Genomic DNA, 23508 nt, shown 5'->3' on the forward strand with positions numbered 1-23508 from the left:
AACCTGTCCCTGAGCGCCACCGGTTCCGTGGCCGAGGGCGGTTCGATCGTCTACACCGCGACCCTGACCAACCCGGCCGGCACCCCGGTGACCGTGACCCTGTCCAACGGCGCCACCATCACCATCGAAGCCGGCAAGACCACCGGCACCGTGACCGTTCCGGCGCCTGCCGACGACGTCTACAAGGACGCCGGCAAGGTTGAGGTCACGATCAAGGACGCCACCGGCGGCAACTTCGAGAACCTCGTGCCGAGCACCGTTCCGGCCGTCACCGAAGTCACCGACACCATCGACACCACCACCGTGAAACTGACGGCGACCGAGTCGGCGGCTGAGGGCGGCACCGTCACCTACACAGCCACCGTGGGCGCGCCAGTGACCGGTTCGCCTGTCACCGTGACCCTGGCCAACGGTCAGAGCATCACGATTGAAGTCGGCAAGACCACCGGCACCGTGACCACCACCGCACCGAACGACGCGTTGAACGGCCATGCGCCGCTGACCAACGCGATCACCGACGTCAGCGGCGGCAACTACGAGAACCTCGTGGGCGACAAGACCCCGGTCAGCACCACCGTGACCGACACCGTCGACACCACCCACCTGTCCCTGAGCGCCACCGGTTCCGTGGCCGAGGGCGGTTCGATCGTCTATACCGCCACCCTGACCAACCCGGCCGGCACGCCGGTCACTGTGACGTTGAGCAACGGCGCCACCATCACCATCGAAGCCGGCAAGACCACCGGCACCGTGACCGTTCCGGCCCCTGCCGACGACGTCTACAAGGACGCCGGCAAGGTTGAGGTCACGATCAAGGACGCAACGGGCGGCAACTTCGAGAACCTGGTGCCAAGCACCACGCCGGCCGTCACCGAAGTCACCGACACCGTCGACACCACCACGGTGAAACTGACGGCGACCGAGTCGGCGGCTGAGGGCGGCACGGTGACTTACACCGCCACCGTTGGTGCTCCGGTGACCGGCTCTCCGGTCACCGTGACCCTGGCCAACGGCCAGTCGATCACCATCGAAGTCGGCAAGACCACCGGCACCGTGACCACCACCGCGCCGAACGACGCGTTGAACGGTCACGCACCGTTGACCAACGCGATCACCGACGTCAGCGGCGGCAACTACGAGAACCTGGTGGGTGACAAGACCCCGGTCAGCACCACCGTGACCGACACTGTCGACACCACCAACCTGACGCTCAGCGCCACCGGCACGGTGAACGAAGGCGGCCAGATCACCTATACCGCCACCTTGACCAACGCCGCCGGCACGCCGATGACCGTGACGCTGAGCAACGGCGCGACCATCACCATCGAGGCCGGCAAGACCTCCGGCACCGTGACCGTTCCGGCCCCGGCCGACGATGTCTACAAAGACGCGGGCACCGTTGAGGCGACCATCAAGGGCACGACCGGCGGCGACTTCGAGAACCTGGTCACCAGCGGCACGCCGGCGGTGACCACCGTCAACGACACCATCGACACCTCCACCGTGTCGCTGACCGCCACGGCGAACGTCGCCGAAGGCGAGACCGTGGTCTACACCGCGACCGTGACCGCACCGGTCACCGGCTCGCCCCTGGTCGTGACGCTGTCCAACGGCCAGACCATCACCATCGCCGTCGGCGAGACCACCGGCACCGTGAACTTCGTGGCGCCGAACAGCCCGCTGGCCGGCGGCAGTTCCCTGAGCGTGACCATCAACGGCGCGAGCGGCGGCAACTACGAAAAACTGGACGTGGACGGCAAGTCCGCCGACACGGCGGTCTCGGACACCACCGACACCACCCACCTGAACCTGAGCGCCACCGACTCGGTGGCCGAAGGCGGCTCGATCGTCTACACCGCGACCCTGACCAATGCCGCCGGCACCCCGGTGACCGTGACCCTGTCCAACGGCGCGACCATCACCATCGAGGCCGGCAAGACGTCCGGCACCGTGACCGTTCCGGCGCCTGCCGACGACGTCTACAAGGACGCCGGCAAAGTCGAAGTCACCATCAAGGATGCGTCCGGCGGCAACTTCGAGAGCCTGGTGCCGAGCACCGTCCCGGCGGTGACCAACGTCACCGACACCATCGACACCACCACCGTGAAGCTGACTGCCACCGAGTCGGCGGCTGAAGGCGGCACCGTCACCTACACCGCTACCGTGGGCGCGCCTGTGACGGGTTCTCCGGTCACCGTGACCCTGGCGAACGGCCAGTCGATCACCATCGAAGTCGGCAAGACCACCGGCACCGTGACCACCACTGCGCCGAACGACGCGTTGAACGGCCATGCGCCGCTGACCAACGCGATCACCGATGTCAGCGGCGGCAACTACGAAAACCTCGTGGCCGACAAGACCCCGGTCAGCACCACCGTGACCGACACTGTCGACACCACCCACCTGTCCCTGAGCGCCACCGGAACCGTGGCCGAGGGCGGCTCGATCATCTATACCGCCACGCTGACCAACCCGGCCGGCACTCCGGTGACCGTGACCCTGAGCAACGGCGCCACCATCACCATCGAGGCCGGCAAGACGTCCGGCACCGTGACCGTCCCTGCTCCGGCCGATGACGTCTACAAGGACGCCGGCAAAGTCGAAGTGACCATCAAGGACGCCACCGGCGGCAATTTCGAGAACCTGGTGCCGAGCACCACGCCGGCCGTGACCAGCGTCACGGACACCATCGACACCACCACCGTGAAGCTGACGGCGACCGAGTCGGCGGCCGAAGGCGGCACCGTCACCTACACCGCCACCGTCGGTGCGCCAGTGACCGGTTCGCCTGTCACCGTGACCCTGGCCAACGGCCAGTCGATCACCATCGAAGTCGGCAAGACCACCGGCACCGTGACCACCACCGCGCCGAACGATGCGCTGAACGGCCACGCTCCGTTGACCAACGCAATCACCGACGTATCCGGCGGCAACTACGAAAACCTGGTCGCCGACAAGACGCCGGTTTCGACTACCGTCACCGACACCGTGGACACCACCAACCTGACGCTGAGCGCAACGGGCACCGTGGCTGAAGGCGGCTCGATCGTCTACACCGCGACCCTGACCAATCCGGCCGGCACCCCGGTGACCGTGACCCTGAGCAACGGCGCTACCATCACCATCGAAGCGGGCAAGACGTCCGGCACCGTGACCGTTCCGGCGCCTGCCGACGACGTCTACAAGGACGCCGGCAAAGTCGAAGTGACCATCAAGGACGCCACCGGCGGCAATTTCGAGAACCTGGTGCCGAGCACCACGCCGGCCGTGACCGACGTCACCGACACCATCGATACTTCGACCGTGAAACTGACGGCGGACACTTCGGTGGCCGAGGGCGGCACCGTCACCTATACCGCGACAGTAGGCGCGCCTGTAACCGGTTCGCCGGTCACCGTGACCCTGTCCAACGGCCAGACCATCACGATCGAAGTCGGCAAGACCACCGGCACCGTGACCACCACCGCGCCGAACGATGCGTTGAACGGCCACGCACCGCTGACCAACGCGATCACCGACGTGTCCGGCGGCAACTACGAGAACCTGGTCGCCGACAAGACGCCGGTATCGACCACCGTCACCGACACTGTGGACACCACGAATCTGTCCCTGAGCGCCACCAATTCGGTCGCCGAGGGCGATTCGATCACCTACACCGCGACCTTGACCAACACGGCGGGCACCCCGGTGACCGTGACCCTGAGCAACGGCGCGACCATCACGATTGAAGCGGGCAAGACGTCCGGCACCGTGACCGTTCCTGCGCCAGCCGATGACGTCTACAAGGATGCGGGCACCGTTCAGGCAACGATCACCCACGCCACCGGCGGCAATTTCGAGAACCTGGTGCCGAGCACTACGCCGGCCGTGACCCAAGTGACCGACACCATCGACACCACGACGGTGAAACTCACGGCGACCGAATCGGCAGCCGAGGGCGGCACGGTCACCTACACCGCCACCGTGGGTGCGCCAGTGACTGGCTCGCCAGTCACCGTGACCCTGTCCAACGGACAGTCGATCACCATCGAGGTCGGCAAGACCACCGGCACCGTGACCACCACTGCGCCGAATGACGCGCTCAACGGACACGCGCCGCTGACCAACGCGATCACCGACGTGTCCGGCGGCAACTACGAGAACCTCGTGGCCGACAAGACACCGGTCAGCACCACCGTGACCGACACCGTCGACACCACCAACCTGACGCTGAGCGCGACGGGCACCGTGGCCGAGGGTGGCTCGATCATCTACACCGCCACTCTGACCAACGCCGCTGGTACCCCGGTGACCGTGACACTGTCCAACGGCGCCACCATCACCATCGAAGCCGGCAAAACCACCGGCACCGTGACCGTCCCAGCCCCGGCCGACGACGTCTACAAAGACGCCGGCACCGTACAGGCCACGATCACCAACGCCACCGGCGGTAACTTCGAAAACCTGGTGACCAGCAACACCCCAGCCGTGACCAGCGTCACGGACACCATCGACACCACCACCGTGAAGCTCACCGCGACCGGCACGGCGGCAGAGGGCGGCACCGTCACCTACACCGCCACCGTGGGCGCGCCTGTGACGGGTTCTCCGGTCACCGTGACCCTGTCCAACGGCCAGTCGATCACCATCGAAGTCGGCAAGACCACCGGCACCGTGACCACCACCGCGCCGAACGACGTATTGAACGGCCACGCGCCGCTCACCAACGCGATCACCGACGTCAGCGGCGGCAACTACGAGAACCTGGTTGCAGACAAGACGCCGGTTTCGACCACCGTCACCGACACCGTGGACACCACGAATCTGTCCCTGAGCGCCACCAACTCGGTCGCCGAGGGCGGTTCGATCGTGTACACCGCGACCCTGACCAACGCGGCGGGCACCCCGGTGACCGTGACGTTGAGCAACGGCGCCACCATCACCATCGAAGCCGGCAAAACCACCGGCACCGTGACCGTTCCTGCCCCGGCTGACGACGTCTACAAAGACGCTGGCACCGTTCAGGCGACGATCACCAACGCCACCGGCGGAAACTTCGAAAACCTGGTGACCAGCAACACACCAGCGGTGACCAGCGTCACGGACACCATCGACACCACCACCGTGAAACTCACGGCCACCGGCACCGCGGCCGAAGGCGGCACCGTCACCTACACCGCGACCGTCGGTGCACCGGTCACCGGTTCGCCTGTCACCGTGACCCTGGCGAACGGCCAGTCGATCACCATCGAAGTGGGCAAGACCACCGGCACCGTGACCACCACCGCGCCTAACGATGCGCTCAACGGCCATGCACCGCTGACCAACGCAATCACCAACGTCAGCGGCGGCAATTACGAGAACCTGGTGGCCGACAAGACGCCGGTCAGCACCACCGTGACCGACACCGTGGACACCACCAACCTGACGCTCAGCGCGACGGGCACCGTGGCCGAGGGTGGATCTATCGTCTATACCGCCACCCTGACCAACGCTGCGGGCACCCCAGTGACCGTGACGTTGAGCAACGGCGCCACCATCACCATCGAAGCCGGCAAAACCACCGGCACGGTGACCGTTCCTGCTCCAGCTGACGACGTGTACAAAGACGCCGGCACCGTCCAGGCGACGATCACCAACGCCACCGGCGGCAACTTCGAGAATCTGGTGACCAGCAACACGCCAGCGGTGACCAGTGTCACCGACACCATCGACACCACGACGGTGAAACTGACTGCGACCGGCACGGCAGCGGAAGGCGGCACCGTCACCTACACCGCCACCGTCGGCGCACCGGTCACCGGTTCGCCTGTCACCGTGACCCTGGCGAACGGCCAGTCGATCACCATCGAAGTGGGCAAGACCACAGGCACCGTGACCACCACCGCGCCTAACGACGCGCTCAACGGCCATGCACCGCTGACCAACGCAATCACCAACGTCAGCGGCGGCAATTACGAGAACCTGGTGGCCGACAAGACCCCGGTCAGCACCACCGTGACCGACACCGTCGACACCACCAACCTGTCCCTGAGCGCCACCAACTCGGTCGCCGAGGGCGGCTCGATCGTGTACACCGCCACCCTGACCAACGCCGCCGGCACCCCGGTGACCGTGACGTTGAGCAACGGTGCGACCATCACCATCGAAGCCGGAAAAACGACCGGCACCGTGACCGTTCCGGCGCCAGCCGACGACGTCTACAAAGACGCCGGCACCGTCCAGGCGACGATCACCAACGCCACCGGCGGTAACTTCGAGAACCTGGTGACCAGCAACACCCCAGCGGTGACCAGCGTCACCGACACTATCGACACCACCACGGTGAAACTCACCGCGACCGGCACCGCAGCGGAAGGCGGCACCGTCACCTACACCGCCACCGTGGGCGCGCCTGTGACGGGTTCTCCGGTCACCGTGACCCTGGCGAACGGCCAATCGATCACCATCGAAGTCGGCAAGACCACCGGCACCGTCACCACCACCGCTCCGAACGACGCGCTCAACGGCCACACGCCGCTGACCAACTCGATCACCAACGTGAGCGGCGGCAACTACGAAAACCTCGTAGCCGACAAGACGCCGGTTTCGACCACCGTCACCGACACCGTGGACACCACGAATCTGTCCTTGAGCGCCACCAACTCGGTCGCCGAGGGCGGCTCGATCGTGTACACCGCGACCTTGACCAACGCCGCCGGCACCCCAGTGACCGTGACGTTGAGCAACGGCGCCACCATCACGATTGAGGCCGGCAAAACCACCGGCACCGTGACCGTCCCTGCGCCAGCCGATGACGTCTACAAAGACGCCGGCACCGTCCAGGCGACGATCACCAACGCCACCGGCGGCAACTTCGAAAACCTGGTGACCAGCAACACGCCGGCCGTGACCAACGTCACCGACACCATCGACAAGACCGAAGTCAGCATCAGCGGCAGCACCTCGGTGACCGAAGGCCAGACCGCCAGCTACACCGTCAGCCTGACCCACCCGGCGCAGACCGAAGTCACCCTGAAGATCGTCTACAGCGGCACCGCCGCCGACGGTTCGGACTTCACCGGCGTGTACACCGTGAAGATCCCGGCCGGCGCCAGCACGGCGACCTTCAACGTCGCGACCATCGACGACAAGATCACCGAAGGCACCGAGAACTTCGTGGTCAAGATCGACTCGGCCACCGGCGGCAACTTCGAGAACCTGGCGGTCAGCACCACCAACGGCAGCGTCAGCACGTCGATCATCGACAACGACGCACCGCCGGTCATCGACCTGGACGCCAACAACTCCAGCGGCGCCACCGGGGCCGACTACAAGGTGACGTTCACCGAGAACACCCCGGGCGCGGGCGTGTCGATCGCCGACACCGACATCAGCATCACCGACCCGGACAGCACCATGCTGACCGGCGCGACCATCGTGCTGACCAACCGTCAGCCGGGCGATGCGCTGAACCTGGGCAACAGCGTCAACGGCATCACCATCAACGCCAACAGCAAGGACGGCTCGATCACACTGACCCTGTCGGGCAACGCGACGCTGGCCGACTACATGCAGCAGATCAAGAACATCACCTTCACCAACGGCAGCGAAGACCCGAGCACCGTGCCGCGCATCATCACCGTGACGGTGACCGACGGCGGCAACTACTCCAACACCGCGACCACCACGGTCAACGTGGTGGCGGTCAACGATGCGCCGGTGGCGGCGCCGGTCAATGTCACCGGCACCGAAGACACCCCGCTGATCCTCGGCTGGTCGACCTTCGGCGTCAGCGACGTGGACAGCCCGGCCAGCAGCCTGGGCGTGAAGATCACCCAGCTGCCGGGCGAGGGCAAACTGCAGTACCTGGACGGCTCGACCTGGAAAGACGTCGCCACCAACCAGACCTTCAGCAAGGCCGACATCGACGCCGGCAAGCTGCGCTTCATGCCGGACGCCAACGAATCGGGCGTCAACGGCTACGGCGGCACCGGCATGGGCAACAACCAGGCCGACTACGCGCAAATCAAGTTCCAGCCCACCGACGGCCAACTGCTGGGCAACACCGGCACCGTCAAGATCGACATCACGCCGGTGGCGGATGCGCCGACCCTGGGCGTGGCCGACAACAGCGTGAAGTCCACCGGCCTGGTCAAGGAAGTCTGGACCGGCCTGTCGGGCCTGGGCACCAGCGGCAACGGCGCAGACCCGACCACGCTGAAGAACGTGATCGACGGCGCCGGCACGCCTAACTCCAGCGGCACCGTGGACAACGTGCAGTCCAACGGCAGCGTCACCGCCGGCACCGCGTCGAAGACCTCCGGCCTGATCTACCTCGAAGCCGGCAAGACCTACACCTTCACCGGCACCGGCGACGACAGCCTGCTGGTGACCATCGGCGGCAAGAGCGTGGCCTCGACCACGTGGGGCGCGGGCGGCAACCTCAACGGTTCGTTCACCCCGACCACCAGCGGCTACTACACCCTGGACATCTACCACCACAACCAGAGCGGCCCGGGCAGCTACGACGTCAACCTGTCGGTCAACGGCAGCGCGCCGATCGACCTGAGCAGCGCCGGCGTGCCGATCTACACCGGCGTGCAGGACCTGGTGAACGCCGGCGTGACCGTCTCCGACCTGCACGGCAGCAACGGCGAAGGCTACTACGACGGCTACAAGCTCAACACCGGCGCCGAAGGCACCACCGTAAAACTGTCGGCGATCACCACCGCGCTGACCGACACCGACGGCTCCGAGACCCTGAGCGTGAAGATCAGCGGCGCGCCGGTCGGCTCGGTGCTCAGCGACGGCGCAGGCCACAGCTTCACCGTGACCGCCGCCAACGGCGAGGCCAACGTCACCGGCTGGAACCTGGGCAGCCTGACCGTGACCCCGCCGACCTACTACAACGGCCAGTTCAACCTGACCGTGACCTCGACCTCCACCGAGGCCGTGGGCGGCTCGGCCAGCACCACCGCGACCATTCCGGTGACTGTGGTGCCGGCGGTCTACAACGCGGTGGTCGCCACCTCCGGCGACGATACCTTCACCGGCACCGACGGCAACGACATCATGGTCGCCGACATCGGCGGCCTGACCGTGGTGCCGGGCACCAACTACAACATCGCGTTCATGGTCGACACCTCGGGCAGCATGAGCACCTCCTCGATCAACGCGGCCAAGGACTCGCTGACGTCGGTGTTCAACACCCTCAAGAACAGCCTGGGCAGCAACTCGGGCACGGTGAACATCTTCCTGGTGGACTTCGACACCCAGGTCAACAAGTCGGTGTCGGTGAACCTCAACGACCCGAACGCCCTGACCCAGCTCAAGGCCGTGCTGGACTCGATGTCGTCCGGCGGCGGCACCAACTACGAAGACGTGTTCAAGGCCACGGCCAACTTCTTCCAGAGCGCCGACGCGGTGGCCAACACCGGTGCGAAGAACCTCACCTACTTCATCACCGACGGCCAGCCGACCTACTACCAGAGCGGCGAGCAGACCAACCCGACGCTGTACGGCAACGTGAAGCTCGATGACGTGGTGAAGACCAGCAACTACAAGCTGGGCGACAGCTTCGCCACCTACATCGACAGCAGCCACTACCTGAGCATCAACAGCGCCGGCAGCGTGGTCCTGCAGACGCTGAAGAACGGCAACTGGAACTGGAGCAACCTGGGCACCATCCACGCCCAGGGCGACGGCACCTATGAGCTGTCGAACCTGGCAGGCAGCGGCAGCAGCACCTCGTCGGCCACCACCGACAACGCCAACAGCGCCTTCGCGCTGCTGGGCGGCCTGTCGAACGTGGAAGCCATCGGCATCAACAGCGGGGTCAGCCTCAACGACCTGAAGCCGTACGACTCGGACAAGACGCCGCAGACCAACATCGATCCGAAGGATCTGGCCAACTCGATCATCGGCCACACCGAAGCGACGATGCCGGGCAACGACACCGTCAGCGGCGGCGACGGCAACGACATCCTGTTCGGCGACCTGGTGAGCTTCAACGGCATCGCCGGCGAGGGCTACCAGGCCATGCAGGCCTTCGTGGCGCAGCAGACCGGGGTGGACGTCAGCAAGGTCACCACCAGCAACGTGCACCAGTACATCACCGAGCACTACCAGGCGTTCGATGTGTCCGGCGCCCACGACGGCAACGACACCCTGCTGGGCGGCGCCGGCAATGACATCCTGTTCGGCTCGGGCGGCAACGACCTGCTCGACGGCGGCAAGGGCAATGACATCCTGCTGGGCGGCACCGGCAACGACACGCTGATCGGCGGCCAGGGCAACGACATCCTGATCGGCGGATCCGGCGGCGACACCTTCGTCTGGAAGGCGGGCGACACCGGCAACGACGTGATCAAGGACTTCAAGGCCAGCGAAGGCGACCGCATCGACCTGCGCGACCTGCTGCAGGGCGAGAGCGGCAGCACCATCGAAAACTTCCTGAAGATCACCACGGTCGACGGCGTGTCGTCGCTGCAGGTGAGCTCGGCCGGCAAGTTCAACTCCGGCGACGCGGCGGCGGCCACGCCGGACGTGACGATCAAGCTGGAGGGCAACAACTGGTCGAGCGCCAACATCCACAACCTGATCGCCGGCAGCGACCCGACCATCAAGATCGACCACAACAACAGCTGATGAACGGAAACGGCCGCCCCCTTCAGGGCGGCCGTCACGTTTGCCGCCAGCCTGGCCGTGACGATTTCATCGTCTGACCGCATACTCCCGTGCAGTTGGCTATGCTGCTGACAGCACGACGCCGGTTCATTTCCGAGGGACGCTCAATGTTTTACGTGCAACGCGATGCGCAGGGCCAGTTGATCCGCGTGGAGGCGGCAGCCTACGCCGAGGCCACGGGAACGCTGCCGGCCGACCATGTCGAAATCCAGGAATGGTTCGCCAACGCGGCGGTGGAAAAGAGCCTCAAGCAGCTCAAGCAGAGCGACCTGGAAATGATCCGGGTGCTCGACGACCTGATTCAGGTGCTGACCCAGAAGGGCGTGATCCGCGTCACCGACCTGCCGGAAGCGGCCCAGGCCAAACTGATGGACCGCTCCCAGGCCCGTGAGGCGCTGGGCGGCCTGAGCCAGTTGATCAATGAGGACGAGCCCGGCCTGATCTGACTTGGCCGTTCGTCTTGCGTTGGGTGGGAGCCAGCCTGCTGGCGACGGCGTCCTTCGGGACGCCGAATCCCTCCAGCCTCACTTCCAGGGCGCGGGCTCACCGAACAGCTGCCCCTGCACCCCGTACAGCCCCATCTCGCGAATCACCGACAGCTCCCCTTCGGTCTCCACCCGCTCGGCGATCAGCGGCAGGTCGATGCTGTGGGCGGCCCGCTGGATCGCCTCGATGAACAGGCGCTTGTCGCCTTCCTGATCGATCGCCCGGATGTAGCTGCCGTCGATCTTCAGGTACGCCAGCCCCAGCCGCGCCAGGTTGCCGATCATGCTGAAGCGCCCGCCGAAGCGTTGCAGGCTCAGGGAGAAGCCCAGCTCGCGCAGGCGTCGGGTCAGTTGCTCCAGCACCGCCTGCTCCGGCAATTGTTCCTCGCCGATCTCCAGGGTCAGGCGCGGGCCGAGATCGGAATGGGCCCGCAGGATCTCGAACACCTTGTTCAGCGCCTGGGGGTCGGCCAGGGTCGCCGAAGACAGGTTCAGCGCCAGCGACTCCTCATGCCCGGCCATCTGCTCCAGCACCCGCTCAAGCATCAGACGGTCCAGCCGCGCGGTCCAGCCGAAGCGCTCCAGCCACGGCAGGAAGCGGCCGGCGGGAATGGTCTGGCCCTGTTCGTCGAGCAGGCGCGACAGCACTTTGTAATGCAGCACCAGTTGCGTGTCCTGCGCCGCCACCACGGGCTGGAAGAACAGCTCGAAACGCCGCTGATTCAACGCCTGGTCGAGCAAGCGGTGCCAGGCGTGGTGGTCGTCGCCGACCTCCGCCGCCACGCTCTGGTCGAGGCAGGCCCAATTCTGCTCGCCCTGCCCTTCGGCCTGGGCCAGCGCCTGGTCGCCGAGGCTGAGCACCGCCTGCGGCGAGTCGCCGTGGGCGAACGGCGCCACGCCGATAGAGGCCACAGCGGCCACGTCGGTGGCGCCCGTGGCGTGCAGGCTGCTCAGGGCGTTGTCGAGGCTCTGCGCCAGTTGCAGCGCTTCTTCGCGGGTCAGGCCCGGCGCCAGCACGGCGAATTCACCGCCACGGATCCGCGTCACGAGGTTTTGGGTTTCCGGGTACTTGGCGCACTCGCGGGACAGCTGCTCGCCGACCGCTTTGAGCAATTCATCGGTGCGTTGCCCGCCCAGGCGCTGGTTGAGCCCGGCCAGGTCCTTGACCCGCAACAGCAGCAGATAGCCGGAGCTGGCCTGCTCCGGGTTGCTCACCCGGGCGTTGAGCTGCATCTCGAAATAGCGCCGGTTGGCAAGGCCGGTGAGGTTGTCCTGATAGGACTCGGTGCGCAGTTTCTCACTGCGTTCGGCCTGCTCCTGGAACAGCGCCTTGAGCTTCTCGACCATCTGGTTCATCGCCAGCACCACCCGGCGCAGCTCCGGCGTACGCGGCAGCTCCGGCAGGCTGAGGAATTCGCGGCGGGCGATGGCGTGGGACTGCTTGACCATGTAATCGAGCGGACGCAGCTGCCGGCGCAGCAGCAAGGCGCCGAGCACCGCACTGACGGCGCCGCACACCAGCAGCCAGCCGAGGCTGCCCAGCGCGCTCTGCCACAGCTTGGCCAGGGCGAACATCGGGTGGCTGACCACCTCGACCCGCGCCGCCTGCTCCCAGCCACGGCTGACCAGCGCGTCGCCGCCGGCCGGCTCCAGGCCGATCAGCCTGACGAACCACTCCGGCACATTGGTGACGGCCGGAATGCCGCTGCGCTCGACGATGGCCTTGTCGGTCTTCAGGTCCACCACCCGGATGCTGGAGTAGTAGCCGCTGTCGAAAATCGAACTGACCAGCAGCTCGACCATCGCCGGATCGTCGATGTTCGGCGTCAACGACAGCGCCAGCGCCGTGGCGGCGTCCTGGGCGTGGGAGCGCAACTGGTTGACGTACTGGGTGCGCGAGCTTTCCAGGCTGACCATGAAGCTGCCGGTGAAGGCGACCACCAGGAACAGACAGATAGCGATCAACAGCTGTTTGAACAAGGACATCTGAGCGCGTGCTCCTAGTTAGTCGTCTCGACCGGGAATCCTTCGGCCTGCATTTTCTTCAGCACATCCTGCCAGCGCGACAGGCGTTTGGTGTCACCGACCTTCTTGTTGCCCTTGGCCCCCGGCAGGTACAGACCCTCGGCGTTGAAAGAGTAGACCGGCAGCAGATCGGTCCGCTCGGCCGCCGGCCTGATCGGGTCCATCAGGCTGTCGAGCACCAGGGGCATGGCGTCGGGGGTGGCATAGTAGGTCAACACCATGTGCGCGCGGTTCTGGCGCAGGGCCTTGACGTAGGTGATGCGCAATTTGTCACTGGAGACCCCTAGGTGACGCAGGCTGAAATACTTTGCGATTGCATAGTCCTCGCAATCCCCGGCACCCTTCCACAGCGCTTCGATGGGCGTCTCCCAGTAGTCGACCTCGTGCCACAGGTCGATGTCCTCGACGTAGCGCATCTGCTTGTTGAAGAACAGGTTCACCACCTTGAGCTTGTCCGCCTCGCTGACCTGCTTTTGCGTGGCCAGCAGGTTCTGCCAGGCATCGATGCGCTGCTGCCCGGCGCCCAGCGGCCCGTACAGCGCCGTGGCCTTGCGGCTGATCGCGGAAAAGTCCCAGTCGGCATGCAGGCCGCCCAGCATGGCGCCGGCCAGCAGCAACGCGCAGGCCAGCCGGCGCGCAATCCGTGGAATCGCGAAAGTTACCGCCAATGCAAGGCATCCAGGGCAGGGAGGAAGGCGTCTGATGGTGAAGGTTAGCCCAGCAAAAAACAATGGCACCCTGAGATCATCTCCGCCGCGCTAAACTCAAGGGGTGACGGGATTCCTCGACATGGTTTGACAACCTGTAGAGCAATCACTAGTGTCCTTTGGATCCAAATTCCGTAGTCATTCAGGGTGCGTAGTTGTGACACAGAAGCCCAAGCCGCTGCACAGCATCAAGGTCGACGGGCCGATTCCCGCGCATCTGGCGCGCTCGATCATCGAAGAGACCCTGCGTTCGGCGATCCTCGACGGCCGCCTGCCTTGCGGCACCGCCGTGCGCCAGCAGGATCTGGCCGACCTGTTCGGCGTCAGCCGCATGCCGGTGCGCGAGGCGTTGCGCCAACTGGAAGCCCAAGGCCTGCTCAGCGTGGTGGCCCACAAGGGGGCCGTGGTCGCGCCGCTGATCCAGGGCGACGCCACGGAAACCTACGAGTTGCGGATCCTGCTGGAGTCCGAGGCGCTGCGCCAGTCGGTGCCCCTGCTCACGGCAGCCGATCACGACCGTGCGGCCGGCTACATCGATGAGCTGGAAACTGAACACGACTACACCGAGATCGGCCGGCTCAACCGGCTGTTCCACATGGCGCTGTACTGCAAGGCCGCCAACGGTCGCCTGCTGCGCCTGGTGGAAGACGGCCTGAACGAGGAGGAGCGCTTCCTGCGCTTCAACCTCGAAGCCATGGGCCTGGGCAAGTTGTCCCAGGACGATCACCGGGCGCTGCTGCACGCCGTGCGTGAGCGCGACACCGACCATGCGGTGAAACTGCTGGAGCAGCACCTCAACCGCGGCGTCGAGGTCATCACCCGTTACCTGGCCAGTTCCGCCGCGCAAAACCGCAAGACCGCCCGCTGACCCCTTGCGCCGGGCCTGCCAATCGGCCCGGCGAATCACCCGCTTACAAATCCCCCCGCCCGCCACGGTGAATTGCCGTGGCACTTCGGCGCCTGCGCTCTAACCTCCCCACCCAACTTCAACCCGCCCGAAATTCGCACCGCAAGCAAGTCACTTTCGACGATAGCGGCGACGCCGAATTACGCGCACCCTTGAACCGCCAACCGAATCAAGAACGGGCGACGCGCCGTCGGCGCAGTCCCCGCACCAGGAACCTACGGAAGGAGCCTTGTAACGGGAAAAGGAAGCGACGGCGCCGTTTCAGCCCAACTTCATCCCCTCAGACCACTTCATTCATCCAGTTAGAAAGTTGCTTCGAGTGAGGCATTCACTCTTATTAATCAATTTTGGCCATTTATTGCCGAAAGGAGCAACTACGCCCATGTAAAACTCAAATCAAAAGTTTTACCGGGCCTGCTCATATCTTAAAAACAGCCAACTTAAAATAATTAAAAATAAACTTGTTAAGTTGTTTTGTGATGTATTAGCTTTTTATGCGCCGGGCAATCGGGCGCCATCGTGTCCCGTCAAGCCAGGCCCTGGAGACCTAAAAGACAGAGGCCCCGCGCCGTCGACCTGCTCCAGGCGATCGATATTCAACTTCAACTTTCATCGAACCGAATGAGGCTATCGCTCGCCGAGAAAAAGATATTCACCGCTGTTAGCCATTGTTTGACCAGTCCCTATATCCCTATAAGCCAGAGGCTCGTAATCATGCCAACAAAAGAACAACTTTCCCTGAAGAAAGCCGAACTCAGCGTCCATCCGATCTTTTCCGAAATTGACTCCCTGACGGCGTTGCGCCGGTTCATGGAGTCCCATGTGTTCGCCGTCTGGGACTTCATGTCGCTGACCAAACGCCTGCAGCAGGAACTGACCTGCACCCGCTTGCCCTGGCTGCCGCCACGGGATCCGCACGCCGCGCGGCTGATCAACGAGATCGTGCTCGGCGAAGAGTCGGACGACCGACCTGCCCACGGTCATTACAGCCATTTCGAACTGTACCTGGACGCCATGCGCGAAGTCGGCGCGGACACCACGGCGGTGGAACGCTTCGTCGCGCTGCAGCAGGAAGGCGTGAGCTATGAGGTGGCGCTGCAGAGCGTCGAGGTCGATCCGGCCGCCGCGCAGTTCGTCCGCGACACCCTGCACACCGCGCTGCATGCCCCGGGGCACAGCGTCGCCGCCGCGTTCCTGCACGGTCGCGAGAGCGTGATCCCGACCATGTTCCAGCGCATGCTCGACGCCTGGGGCATCGGCGCCGACCAGGCCCCGACCTTCCGTTACTACCTGCAGCGGCACATCGAAGTCGATTCCGAAGACCACGGCCCTGCGGCGGAGCAACTGCTGGCGCGGCTGGTCGAGGGCGATCCGCAGCGCGAGGCCGAAGTCTACGCCAGCGCCCTGGCCGCTGTGGAAAGCCGCATCGCCCTGTGGGACGGCCTGCGCCAGAGCCTGCATGAGCCACTGGCGGAGGTGACGCCATGAACGCCGCCGACTACCAGTCCTTCGCCGACGCCTGGGAAAGCCGCGCCACCATCCGCACCCGCCCGCGCCGGGTGGTGGAGAACGACGAGCGCCTGATCTATCCCCTCAGCCGCCAGCCGCTGGTGCTGAGCGAGACCTTCCTGCGCGAGTGCCCCGAGCAGCGTGACTTCGCCCTGGTGCAGACCCTGTACAAGTTCATCAACGACGTGGTGATCTTCGAGACCGAGATCGTCGACAAGACCGCCCGCAACATCGCCAAGAACCGCTTCGCCGTGGCTTTCCCGTTCGCCTGCCGCTACGACGCCATGACCGTGGTGGTGGACGAGGACTATCACGCGCTGGTGGCGATGGACTTCATGCAGCAGACCGTGGCCATGACCGGCATCGAACCCATCGGCCTGCCCGACGAGATCGAACTGAGCCGGGCGATTCCGGCCGCCGTGGCCCTGGCGCCGGAGCACCTGCGCGATGCGGTGGAACTGATCTGCGTGGCCATCGCCGAAAACACCGTGACCGGCGACGTGGCGGCGTTCGCCCGGGACGACACGGTCAAGCCGTCGATCAAGGGCCTGATGGCCGACCACCTGCTCGACGAGGGCCGTCACTCCAGTTTCTGGGCGCGCATGGTGCGCATCTACTGGCACACCGCGAGCGAAGCGGACCGCGAATGCATCGCGCAGATCCTGCCGGTGTTCATCGGCCACTACCTGACCAACGACATCCAGAAGGCCTTCGACCTGCGCCTGATCGACGCCTTGCCGGTCAGCGCTGCCGTGCGCCGTTCACTCAAGGACGAGATGGCCGGGCTGGCGTTCCCGATCAACCGCCACCACCCGCTGGTGGGCAACATCGTGCGGTTTTTCCACAACAGCTCGCTGCTCGACACGCCCTGCGTGCAGCACGCCCTGCGCGACTACCTGATCTGAAGAGGAAAGCGTCATGAAACGCCTCGACATTTTGCTGATCGGCTGCAGCCAGGCCATGACCGACCTGGCGCAGGAACTTGAACAACACGGTCATTCACAGGTTCTGCTCAAGCATGGCCATGCGCAGCCGCGACCGGCGGCGGATCTGGTGATCGACGACGGTTGCGCGCCGCAAGACTTCGGCCCGACACCCCACCTGTCCCTGCGCCTGGGCATCGGCGCGAAAGGGACCGGCGGCCTGCCGACCCTCGACCTGCTGTGCCTGCACGGCACGCGGCTGCTGAGCCGTGTGCCCATGGCAGACGAGCCGTCCGGCAACGGTCAGAGCCTGCGCCGACGGACACTGGCGCAGATCGTGGATGAGGTGGCCCTGCTGGTCAGCCGGCTCTCCCGCGACGCGGAGTACTTCCGGCACGCGCCGGCGGCCGACGCGCCGGACTTCGAGCAGGTGGAAAGCCTGACGTTCCTCGACGGGCTGGCCTACGTCCACCGCCTCAACGCCACGGCCGACCCGGCGCTGCTGCAACAGGCGCAGGCGCCGATGATCGAGCGCCTGGAACAGAGCCTGATCCGCCACGCCCAGCGACCGGCGCTGCACCTGGCCGAGCAGTCGGTCAGCTACGGCCAGTTGCACGTGCACAGCCGGGCGATCCGCCAACGCCTGCAGCCGCTGCTCGAACAGCGCCCGCAACCGTGGGTGGTCGGCCTCTGCCTGCCCAAGGGCCGCGAGCTGTTCGCCTCGATCCTGGCGATTCTCGGCAGCGGCGCGGTGTACTTGCCGCTCGAACCCAGCCACCCGTTGCAGCGTCAGCAGTACATCCTGGAGAACGCCGGGGCGGTGCTGTTGCTGCACGACGGCGCGCATCCGCTCAGCGGATCGATGCCGGGGCTGGACGTCAGCGGCATCGACCCGACCGACGCACAGCTTGGGCAACCGCTGATGCTGCAGCGCCCCGCGCTGGAGGCACCGTGCATGGCGCTCTACACCTCGGGCACCACCGGGCACCCGAAAGGCGTGCTGCTGAGCCAGGCCAACCTCGCCCACTTCACCGCGTGGTACGCCGACTACGTGGGGCTCGACGCGCAGAGCCGGGTGCTGCAGTTCTCCTCGTTGAGCTTCGACTCGTCGCTGATCGACATATTCCCCACCCTGCTCGAAGGCGCCGAACTGGTGGTGCCCGACGTCGACCAGCGCCGCGATCCGCTGCAACTGGTGGCGCTGATCCGTCGCCGGCAACTGAGCCACGCGTTTCTGCCGCCGGCGCTGTTGAGCATCCTGCCGTTGGAGCAACTGCAAGGCGTCGGGCAGATCATGACCGGCGGCGACGTCTGCGAACCGTTCGTGATCGAGCAACTGACCCGCCAAGGCACACTGCACAACCTCTACGGCCCCACCGAAGCCACGGTGCTGATCACGGCCCGGCCCCTGCAGCCGGGCGACAGCAACCGCACCCTCGGCGGGCCGATCGCCAACAGCCAGGTGCTGATCCTCGATGACGACCTGCAACCGGTGGAGGAACAGACCGTCGGCGAACTGTTCATCGTCGGCCCCGGCGTGTGCCTGGGCTACCTGAACAACCCGCAGCAGACCGCCGAGCGCTACCTGACACTGGCCTTGCCGGACGGCCGAACCCTGCGCGCCTACCGCAGCGGCGACATGGCCAAATGGGGTGCGCACGGCATCGAGCTGTGCGGGCGCCGCGACAATCAGGTGAAGATCCGCGGCTTCCGGGTCGAGCCGGAAGAGATCGAGCGCTGCCTGCGCGAGAGCCGGCTGTACCGCCAGGTGACGGTGGTGATCGACAGCCAGCGGCGGATTCTGGCCTTCCTCGCCCAGCCGCAGGAGCAGCGACCGGGCGAGGCCCGCGAAGCACTCAAGGCCCACGCCCGGCAGTTCCTGCCGGACTACATGCAGCCGGCGGCCTGGACTGAACTGGCGGACATGCCCTACGCCAGCAACGGCAAGGTCGACCGCAAGGCATTGCTGGAGCGGCCGGTGAGCGTCCAGGACAGCGGCCCGAAAAGCCTGCCGGCCAACGCCGACGAAGCGCTGCTGCTGGATATCTGGGCCGAACTGCTGGAACTGCCGGCCGACGACATTTCCACCGACGAGAGCTTCTTCAACCTCGGCGGCCATTCGATCCTGCTGTCGCGCATGCTGCTGCGCCTGCGCGAGGAATTCGGCCGCAGCATCTCGATCAACCGCTTCATCGAACGGCCGACCATCGCCAAGCTCGCCACCCTGGTGCGCGGCACGGACGACAGCGCCGTGCTCAGCGCCCAGGCCATGGCCGACGCCGAACGCACGCTGGACATCGAGCCCCTGCCGATCAGCCGAATGGGCGATGTGCACAAGGTGATCGTCACCGGCGCCAACAGTTTTGTCGGCGTGCACATCGTCGAGGCGCTGCTGGGCTGGGGTGCCGGCGAAGTGGCGTGCCTGGTGCGCGACGGCGGCGGGCAGACGGCGGCGCAACGCTTCGCCCAGTCGCTGCGGGAAAACCGGCTTGAGCATCTGGACCTGAGCCGGGTGCGGGTGTACGCGGCGGACATCGCTCGGCCGCAGCTGGGGCTGTCCGACGAGGACTACGAACGGCTCGACCGCGAGTTCGGCGCCCTGGTGCACAACGCCGCCAACGTCAATCACGTGCTCGATTACGAGTCGCTGGCGGCGGACAACGTCGAACCGATCTTCGAGCTGCTCAGGCTATGCGAAGGCCGCAGCAAGAAAGTGTTCAACTTCGTCTCGACCCTGTCGGCCTCCAGCACCGTCGACGCCGAGGGCCGGGTGCTGGAGCTGCCTGCCGCGCCCACGCCGCCGATCTACATCCGCAACGGCTACAACCTGTCCAAATGGGTCGGAGAGCGCCTGCTCGAACGGGCGCGCGAGCGTGGGGTGCGGGTCAACCTGTACCGCCCCGGCAACATCAGCTTCAACAGCCAAAGCGGCGTCTGCCAGCCGCACAAGAACCGGTTGATGCTGATGCTCAAAGGCTCGATCCAGCTGGGCCAGGTGCCGGCCTTCGCGCTCAACTTCGACCTGATGCCGGTGGACTTCCTGGCCCGCTTCATCGCCTTCCACGCCAGCCGCCACTCGGCCGAACGGGCGGTGTTCAACCTGCACAACCCCGAACCGCTGAGCTGGGACGCCTACGTGGCGTCGTTCCGTGAGACCGGCCGTGAGTTTTCGCTGGTCAGCGTCAGCGACTGGCAACGGCAGCTGGGCCGGGTCGATGCCGACAACGCGCTGTTCGGCGTGCTCGGCTTCTACCTCAACGGTTTCGAGGAAGACATCGGCGACATCTCCCTGATCGGCCACGCCAACGCCCACGCCGGCGTGCGGCAGATGGGCGCGCGCTACCCGGAAAAGTCACCGGCGCTGCTGCGGCGCGGCTGCGATTACCTCAAAGAAATCAATTTCATCTGAACCATCCCAACAGCAAGGAGCAACACCATGAGCACACTGCAACCCGACACCCTGATCAAGAACCCCCACGGCTGCCACGTCGTGTCCTCGGTGCACGTGCCGGCGGACGCCGCGCAGGTGTGGGCGGTGGTCGGCGACTTCGCCGGTTTCCACCGCTTCATCCCGGCGCTGTCGCACATCGAGATGACCGGCGAAGGCGTGTCGTCACTGCGCAAGAAGTTCTTCAAGGACGGCAACGTGGTGGTCGAGCAACTCAACTCCCGCGACGAGCAGGCGCGGAGCATGACCTGGACGACCATCTACAACACCCTGGGCGTGGCCAACCTGTGGGCGGCGATGAACGTGGAATCGCTGGGAGAGGGCAAGGCACGGGCGACCTGGACGATCATCGCCGAACCCGCTTCAGGTGGCGCCGAGGCGCTGCCGGGGTTCAAGGACTTCGTGCAGGGGTTCGCCGATGACGCGATGGGGAATGTGTTGAAGCTGTTTGCGTAAGGCTTCATGGCGGTGGTGACTGAACCGCCGCTTTCGCGGGCAAGCCCGCTCCCACAGAGGCTGTGCGTACGGCACAGATCCAGTGTGGAAGCGGGCTTGCTCGCGATTGACCGAAAGCCCCGGGCAATCAGATCTTGAAGCTGTCCACCAGCTGCTTCAGCCGGTTGGCCTGCTGCGACAGTGCATCGCAATCCTTCAACGTTTCGTTGAGGTTGGCCACGCTCTGCTGGTTCAGGAGGTTGATCTGGTTGACGTCGATGTTGATGGTTTCCACTACGGCGGTCTGCTCTTCGGTCGCCGCAGCCACCGACTGGTTCATGCCGTCGATCTCGCCGATGCGCTTGGTCACGCTGATCAACCGCAGGCCGGCCTGGTTCGCCACCTCCACGCTCTGCTCGCTGGACGCCTGACTGGCGTTCATGGTGCTGACCGCTTCACGCGAACCGACCTGCAGCGAGGTGATCATCTTGTGGATCTCTTCCGCCGACTCCTGGGTGCGGTGGGCGAGGTTGCGCACTTCGTCCGCCACCACCGCGAAACCGCGTCCGGCCTCGCCGGCACGGGCCGCCTCGATCGCCGCGTTGAGGGCCAGCAGGTTGGTCTGCTGGGAGATGCCCTTGATCACGTCGAGGATGTGGCCGATGTTGTCGGTGCTGGCGTTCAGGGTTTCGATCTGCTCGCACGACAGGCTGATCTTCTGCGACAGCTCGGTCATGGCCTGAATGGTCTGCTCGACCACCTGACGGCCGTCGTCGGCCTGCTCGCTGGCGCCGCTGGCGTGCTGCGAAGCGTCGGCGGCGTTGCGGGCGATCTCCTGGGTTGCGGCGCCCAACTGGTTGATGGCCGCGGCCACGCTGTTGGTGCGGGCGCTCTGCTCGTCGGAACCGACGATCGACGCGTTGGACGCGGTCATCACCCGCTGCGACAGGTCATGCACATGACGGGTCGCCGAGGAGACTTCGGAGATCGACGCGTGGATCCGCTCCACGAACTGGTTGAACGAACTGCCCAACTCGCCGAACTCGTCCTTGCTCTCCACCACCAGACGGCGGGTCAGGTCGCCCTCACCCTGAGCGATGTCCTGCATCGCGCGGCCCATGGTGATCAGCGGACGCATCAGCACGTTGATCAGCAGGCTCAGCAGCACGGCAATCACCGCCACCGCAATGAACATCGCGATCAGCGCCGACGTGCGGAATTGACCGAGGGCGGCGTAGGCCTTGTCCCGGTCGATCGACAGACCGATGTACCACTCGGCATTCGGCAAACCGCTGACCGGGGTGAACGACAGGATGCGCTCCTGGCCGTTGAGCACCACGTTCTGGTTGCCCTTCTCGATGCGCACGCTGGAGTTCGGGTAGATGTCCTTCAGGTTCTTCATCACCTGATCTTTGTCCGGGCTGACGATCACCTGACCGTCGGCGCTGACCAGGAAGGCGTGGCCGATGCCGCCGAAGTCCACCGAGTTGATGATCTTCACCAGGGTTTCCAGGCTCAGGTCGCCACCGACCACGCCGAGCAGCTCGCCGTTCTTCTTCACCGGCATGGCGATGGTCACTACCAGGCCGCCGACGGCAGCCATGTACGGCGGGGTGAGCATGGTCTTGTCGGCGGCCACGGCCTGTTTGTACCAAGGGCGCTGACGCGGATCGTAGCCATCCGGCATCTTCGCGTCCGGACGCTGGGTGAATACGCCGTTGGCTTGGCCGACGTAGGTGAACTGGAAGTTCGAGGTGAAGGCCGGCTGATCGACCAGGCCCGGGAAGTCGGCGCCCTTGCCTTGGTGGGCGACGTTCTGCGCGAGGTTCTCCAGTACCAGGATCCGCCCGCTCATCCAGTTCTGCACGCTGCTGGCGGTCAAGTCGCCGGCCTGCTGCACGGAGGACTGGAGGTTCTGGCGAATGGTGTTTCGCTGCAGGTAGTCGTTGTAGAGGGTGAACAGCGCGAACGCCAGCACCACGACGCCCGAGGCGGCCAAGAGGATTTTATGGCTGAACTTGAGATTCATTTCATGGGACTTCTTATGCCAAAAGTGGGGATGCGTTCCAGATGCAACATTCCGTGTGATTTCAGTTTCCATTAGCTGGCAGGCAACGTTTCTGCGGCTGCTCTACTTTGGTGCACGCATGTCTCATCAGTCTTTCGGCACGGAGCGCAGAAAACTTAGGGCTTTGTACAAAATGAATGGCATATCAGCCAGATTCCCGCCAGGCGGAAGGGCGGAATCTTCGGGTGTCCGGGATTTTCATGCCCCGGAAAAGACAAAACCCCAATTGCTTTCGCAATTGGGGTTTCGGAATTCAATCTTGACGATGACCTACTCTCACATGGGGAAACCCCACACTACCATCGGCGATGCATCGTTTCACTTCTGAGTTCGGGATGGGATCAGGTGGTTCCA

The 23508-nt window shown here is 65.2% G+C and carries 10 protein-coding genes, 1 rRNA gene and 1 pseudogene; 7 read left to right on the plus strand and 5 right to left on the minus strand.

Annotation, left to right across the window (positions count from 1 at the left end; translation table 11 throughout):
* Positions 1–10608 (plus strand): S-layer family protein (locus CAG29_RS28645; protein WP_085694948.1); only part of this gene is annotated, 10608 nt, incomplete at its 5' end.
* Positions 10609–10754: 146 nt separating this feature from the next.
* Positions 10755–11093 (plus strand): tryptophan synthase subunit beta, encoded by a 339-nt coding sequence (locus tag CAG29_RS18710; RefSeq protein ID WP_085582197.1) that lies wholly within the window; start codon positions 10755–10757, stop codon positions 11091–11093.
* 78 nt (positions 11094–11171) lie between these two features.
* Here the strand turns inward: CAG29_RS18710 and lapD are convergent, their stop codons facing one another.
* Both lapD and lapG read right to left on the minus strand, forming a co-directional pair.
* Positions 11172–13118 carry a cyclic di-GMP receptor LapD gene (gene lapD, locus CAG29_RS18715; RefSeq protein ID WP_085582199.1) on the minus strand — a complete coding sequence of 649 codons (1947 nt, stop codon included), beginning with the start codon at positions 13116–13118 and terminating at the stop codon, positions 11172–11174.
* A 14-nt stretch (positions 13119–13132) separates the two neighbouring features.
* The gene (gene lapG / locus CAG29_RS18720) at positions 13133–13825 is read right to left on the minus strand and encodes a cysteine protease LapG (protein WP_085631789.1); all 693 of its coding nucleotides are present in this window, start codon (positions 13823–13825) and stop codon (positions 13133–13135) included.
* 196 nt (positions 13826–14021) lie between these two features.
* On the opposite strand from lapG, the gene CAG29_RS18725 reads away from it, so the two are divergent.
* The 5 genes from CAG29_RS18725 (at position 14022) to CAG29_RS18745 (ending at position 21107) form a co-directional block, all read left to right on the plus strand.
* Positions 14022–14732, plus strand: a complete 711-nt coding sequence (locus CAG29_RS18725) for a GntR family transcriptional regulator (protein ID WP_085582203.1) — start codon at positions 14022–14024, stop codon at positions 14730–14732.
* A gap of 750 nt (positions 14733–15482) precedes the next feature.
* Positions 15483–16259, plus strand: coding sequence for a DUF3050 domain-containing protein (locus tag CAG29_RS18730; protein ID WP_170930083.1), 777 nt, complete (start codon positions 15483–15485; stop codon positions 16257–16259).
* Complete coding sequence (locus CAG29_RS18735; RefSeq protein ID WP_085582207.1) at positions 16256–17185, plus strand: diiron oxygenase; 930 nt, start codon at positions 16256–16258, stop codon at positions 17183–17185. The genes CAG29_RS18730 and CAG29_RS18735 overlap by 4 nt, the downstream gene beginning before the upstream one ends.
* A gap of 13 nt (positions 17186–17198) precedes the next feature.
* On the plus strand, positions 17199–20612 hold the full coding sequence (locus tag CAG29_RS18740) for a non-ribosomal peptide synthetase (RefSeq protein ID WP_085694949.1): 3414 nt from the start codon (positions 17199–17201) through the stop codon (positions 20610–20612).
* A 27-nt stretch (positions 20613–20639) separates the two neighbouring features.
* Positions 20640–21107 carry an SRPBCC family protein gene (locus CAG29_RS18745; RefSeq protein WP_085694950.1) on the plus strand — a complete coding sequence of 156 codons (468 nt, stop codon included), beginning with the start codon at positions 20640–20642 and terminating at the stop codon, positions 21105–21107.
* Between the two features lie 127 nt (positions 21108–21234).
* On the opposite strand, the gene CAG29_RS29070 is transcribed toward CAG29_RS18745, so the two are convergent.
* The 3 genes and pseudogenes from CAG29_RS29070 to rrf form a co-directional block, all read right to left on the minus strand.
* Entirely contained in the window at positions 21235–22020 is a 786-nt protein-coding gene (locus tag CAG29_RS29070) for a methyl-accepting chemotaxis protein (protein ID WP_371856107.1), read from the minus strand.
* A gap of 69 nt (positions 22021–22089) precedes the next feature.
* Positions 22090–23187, minus strand: a pseudogene (locus CAG29_RS29075) (cache domain-containing protein); the annotation flags it as partial.
* Between the two features lie 224 nt (positions 23188–23411).
* Positions 23412–23508, minus strand: a 5S ribosomal RNA gene (gene rrf, locus CAG29_RS18755); the annotation flags it as partial.

The organism is Pseudomonas sp. B7(2017), from assembly GCF_002112745.1.
GTDB lineage: Bacteria > Pseudomonadota > Gammaproteobacteria > Pseudomonadales > Pseudomonadaceae > Aquipseudomonas > Aquipseudomonas ekonensis.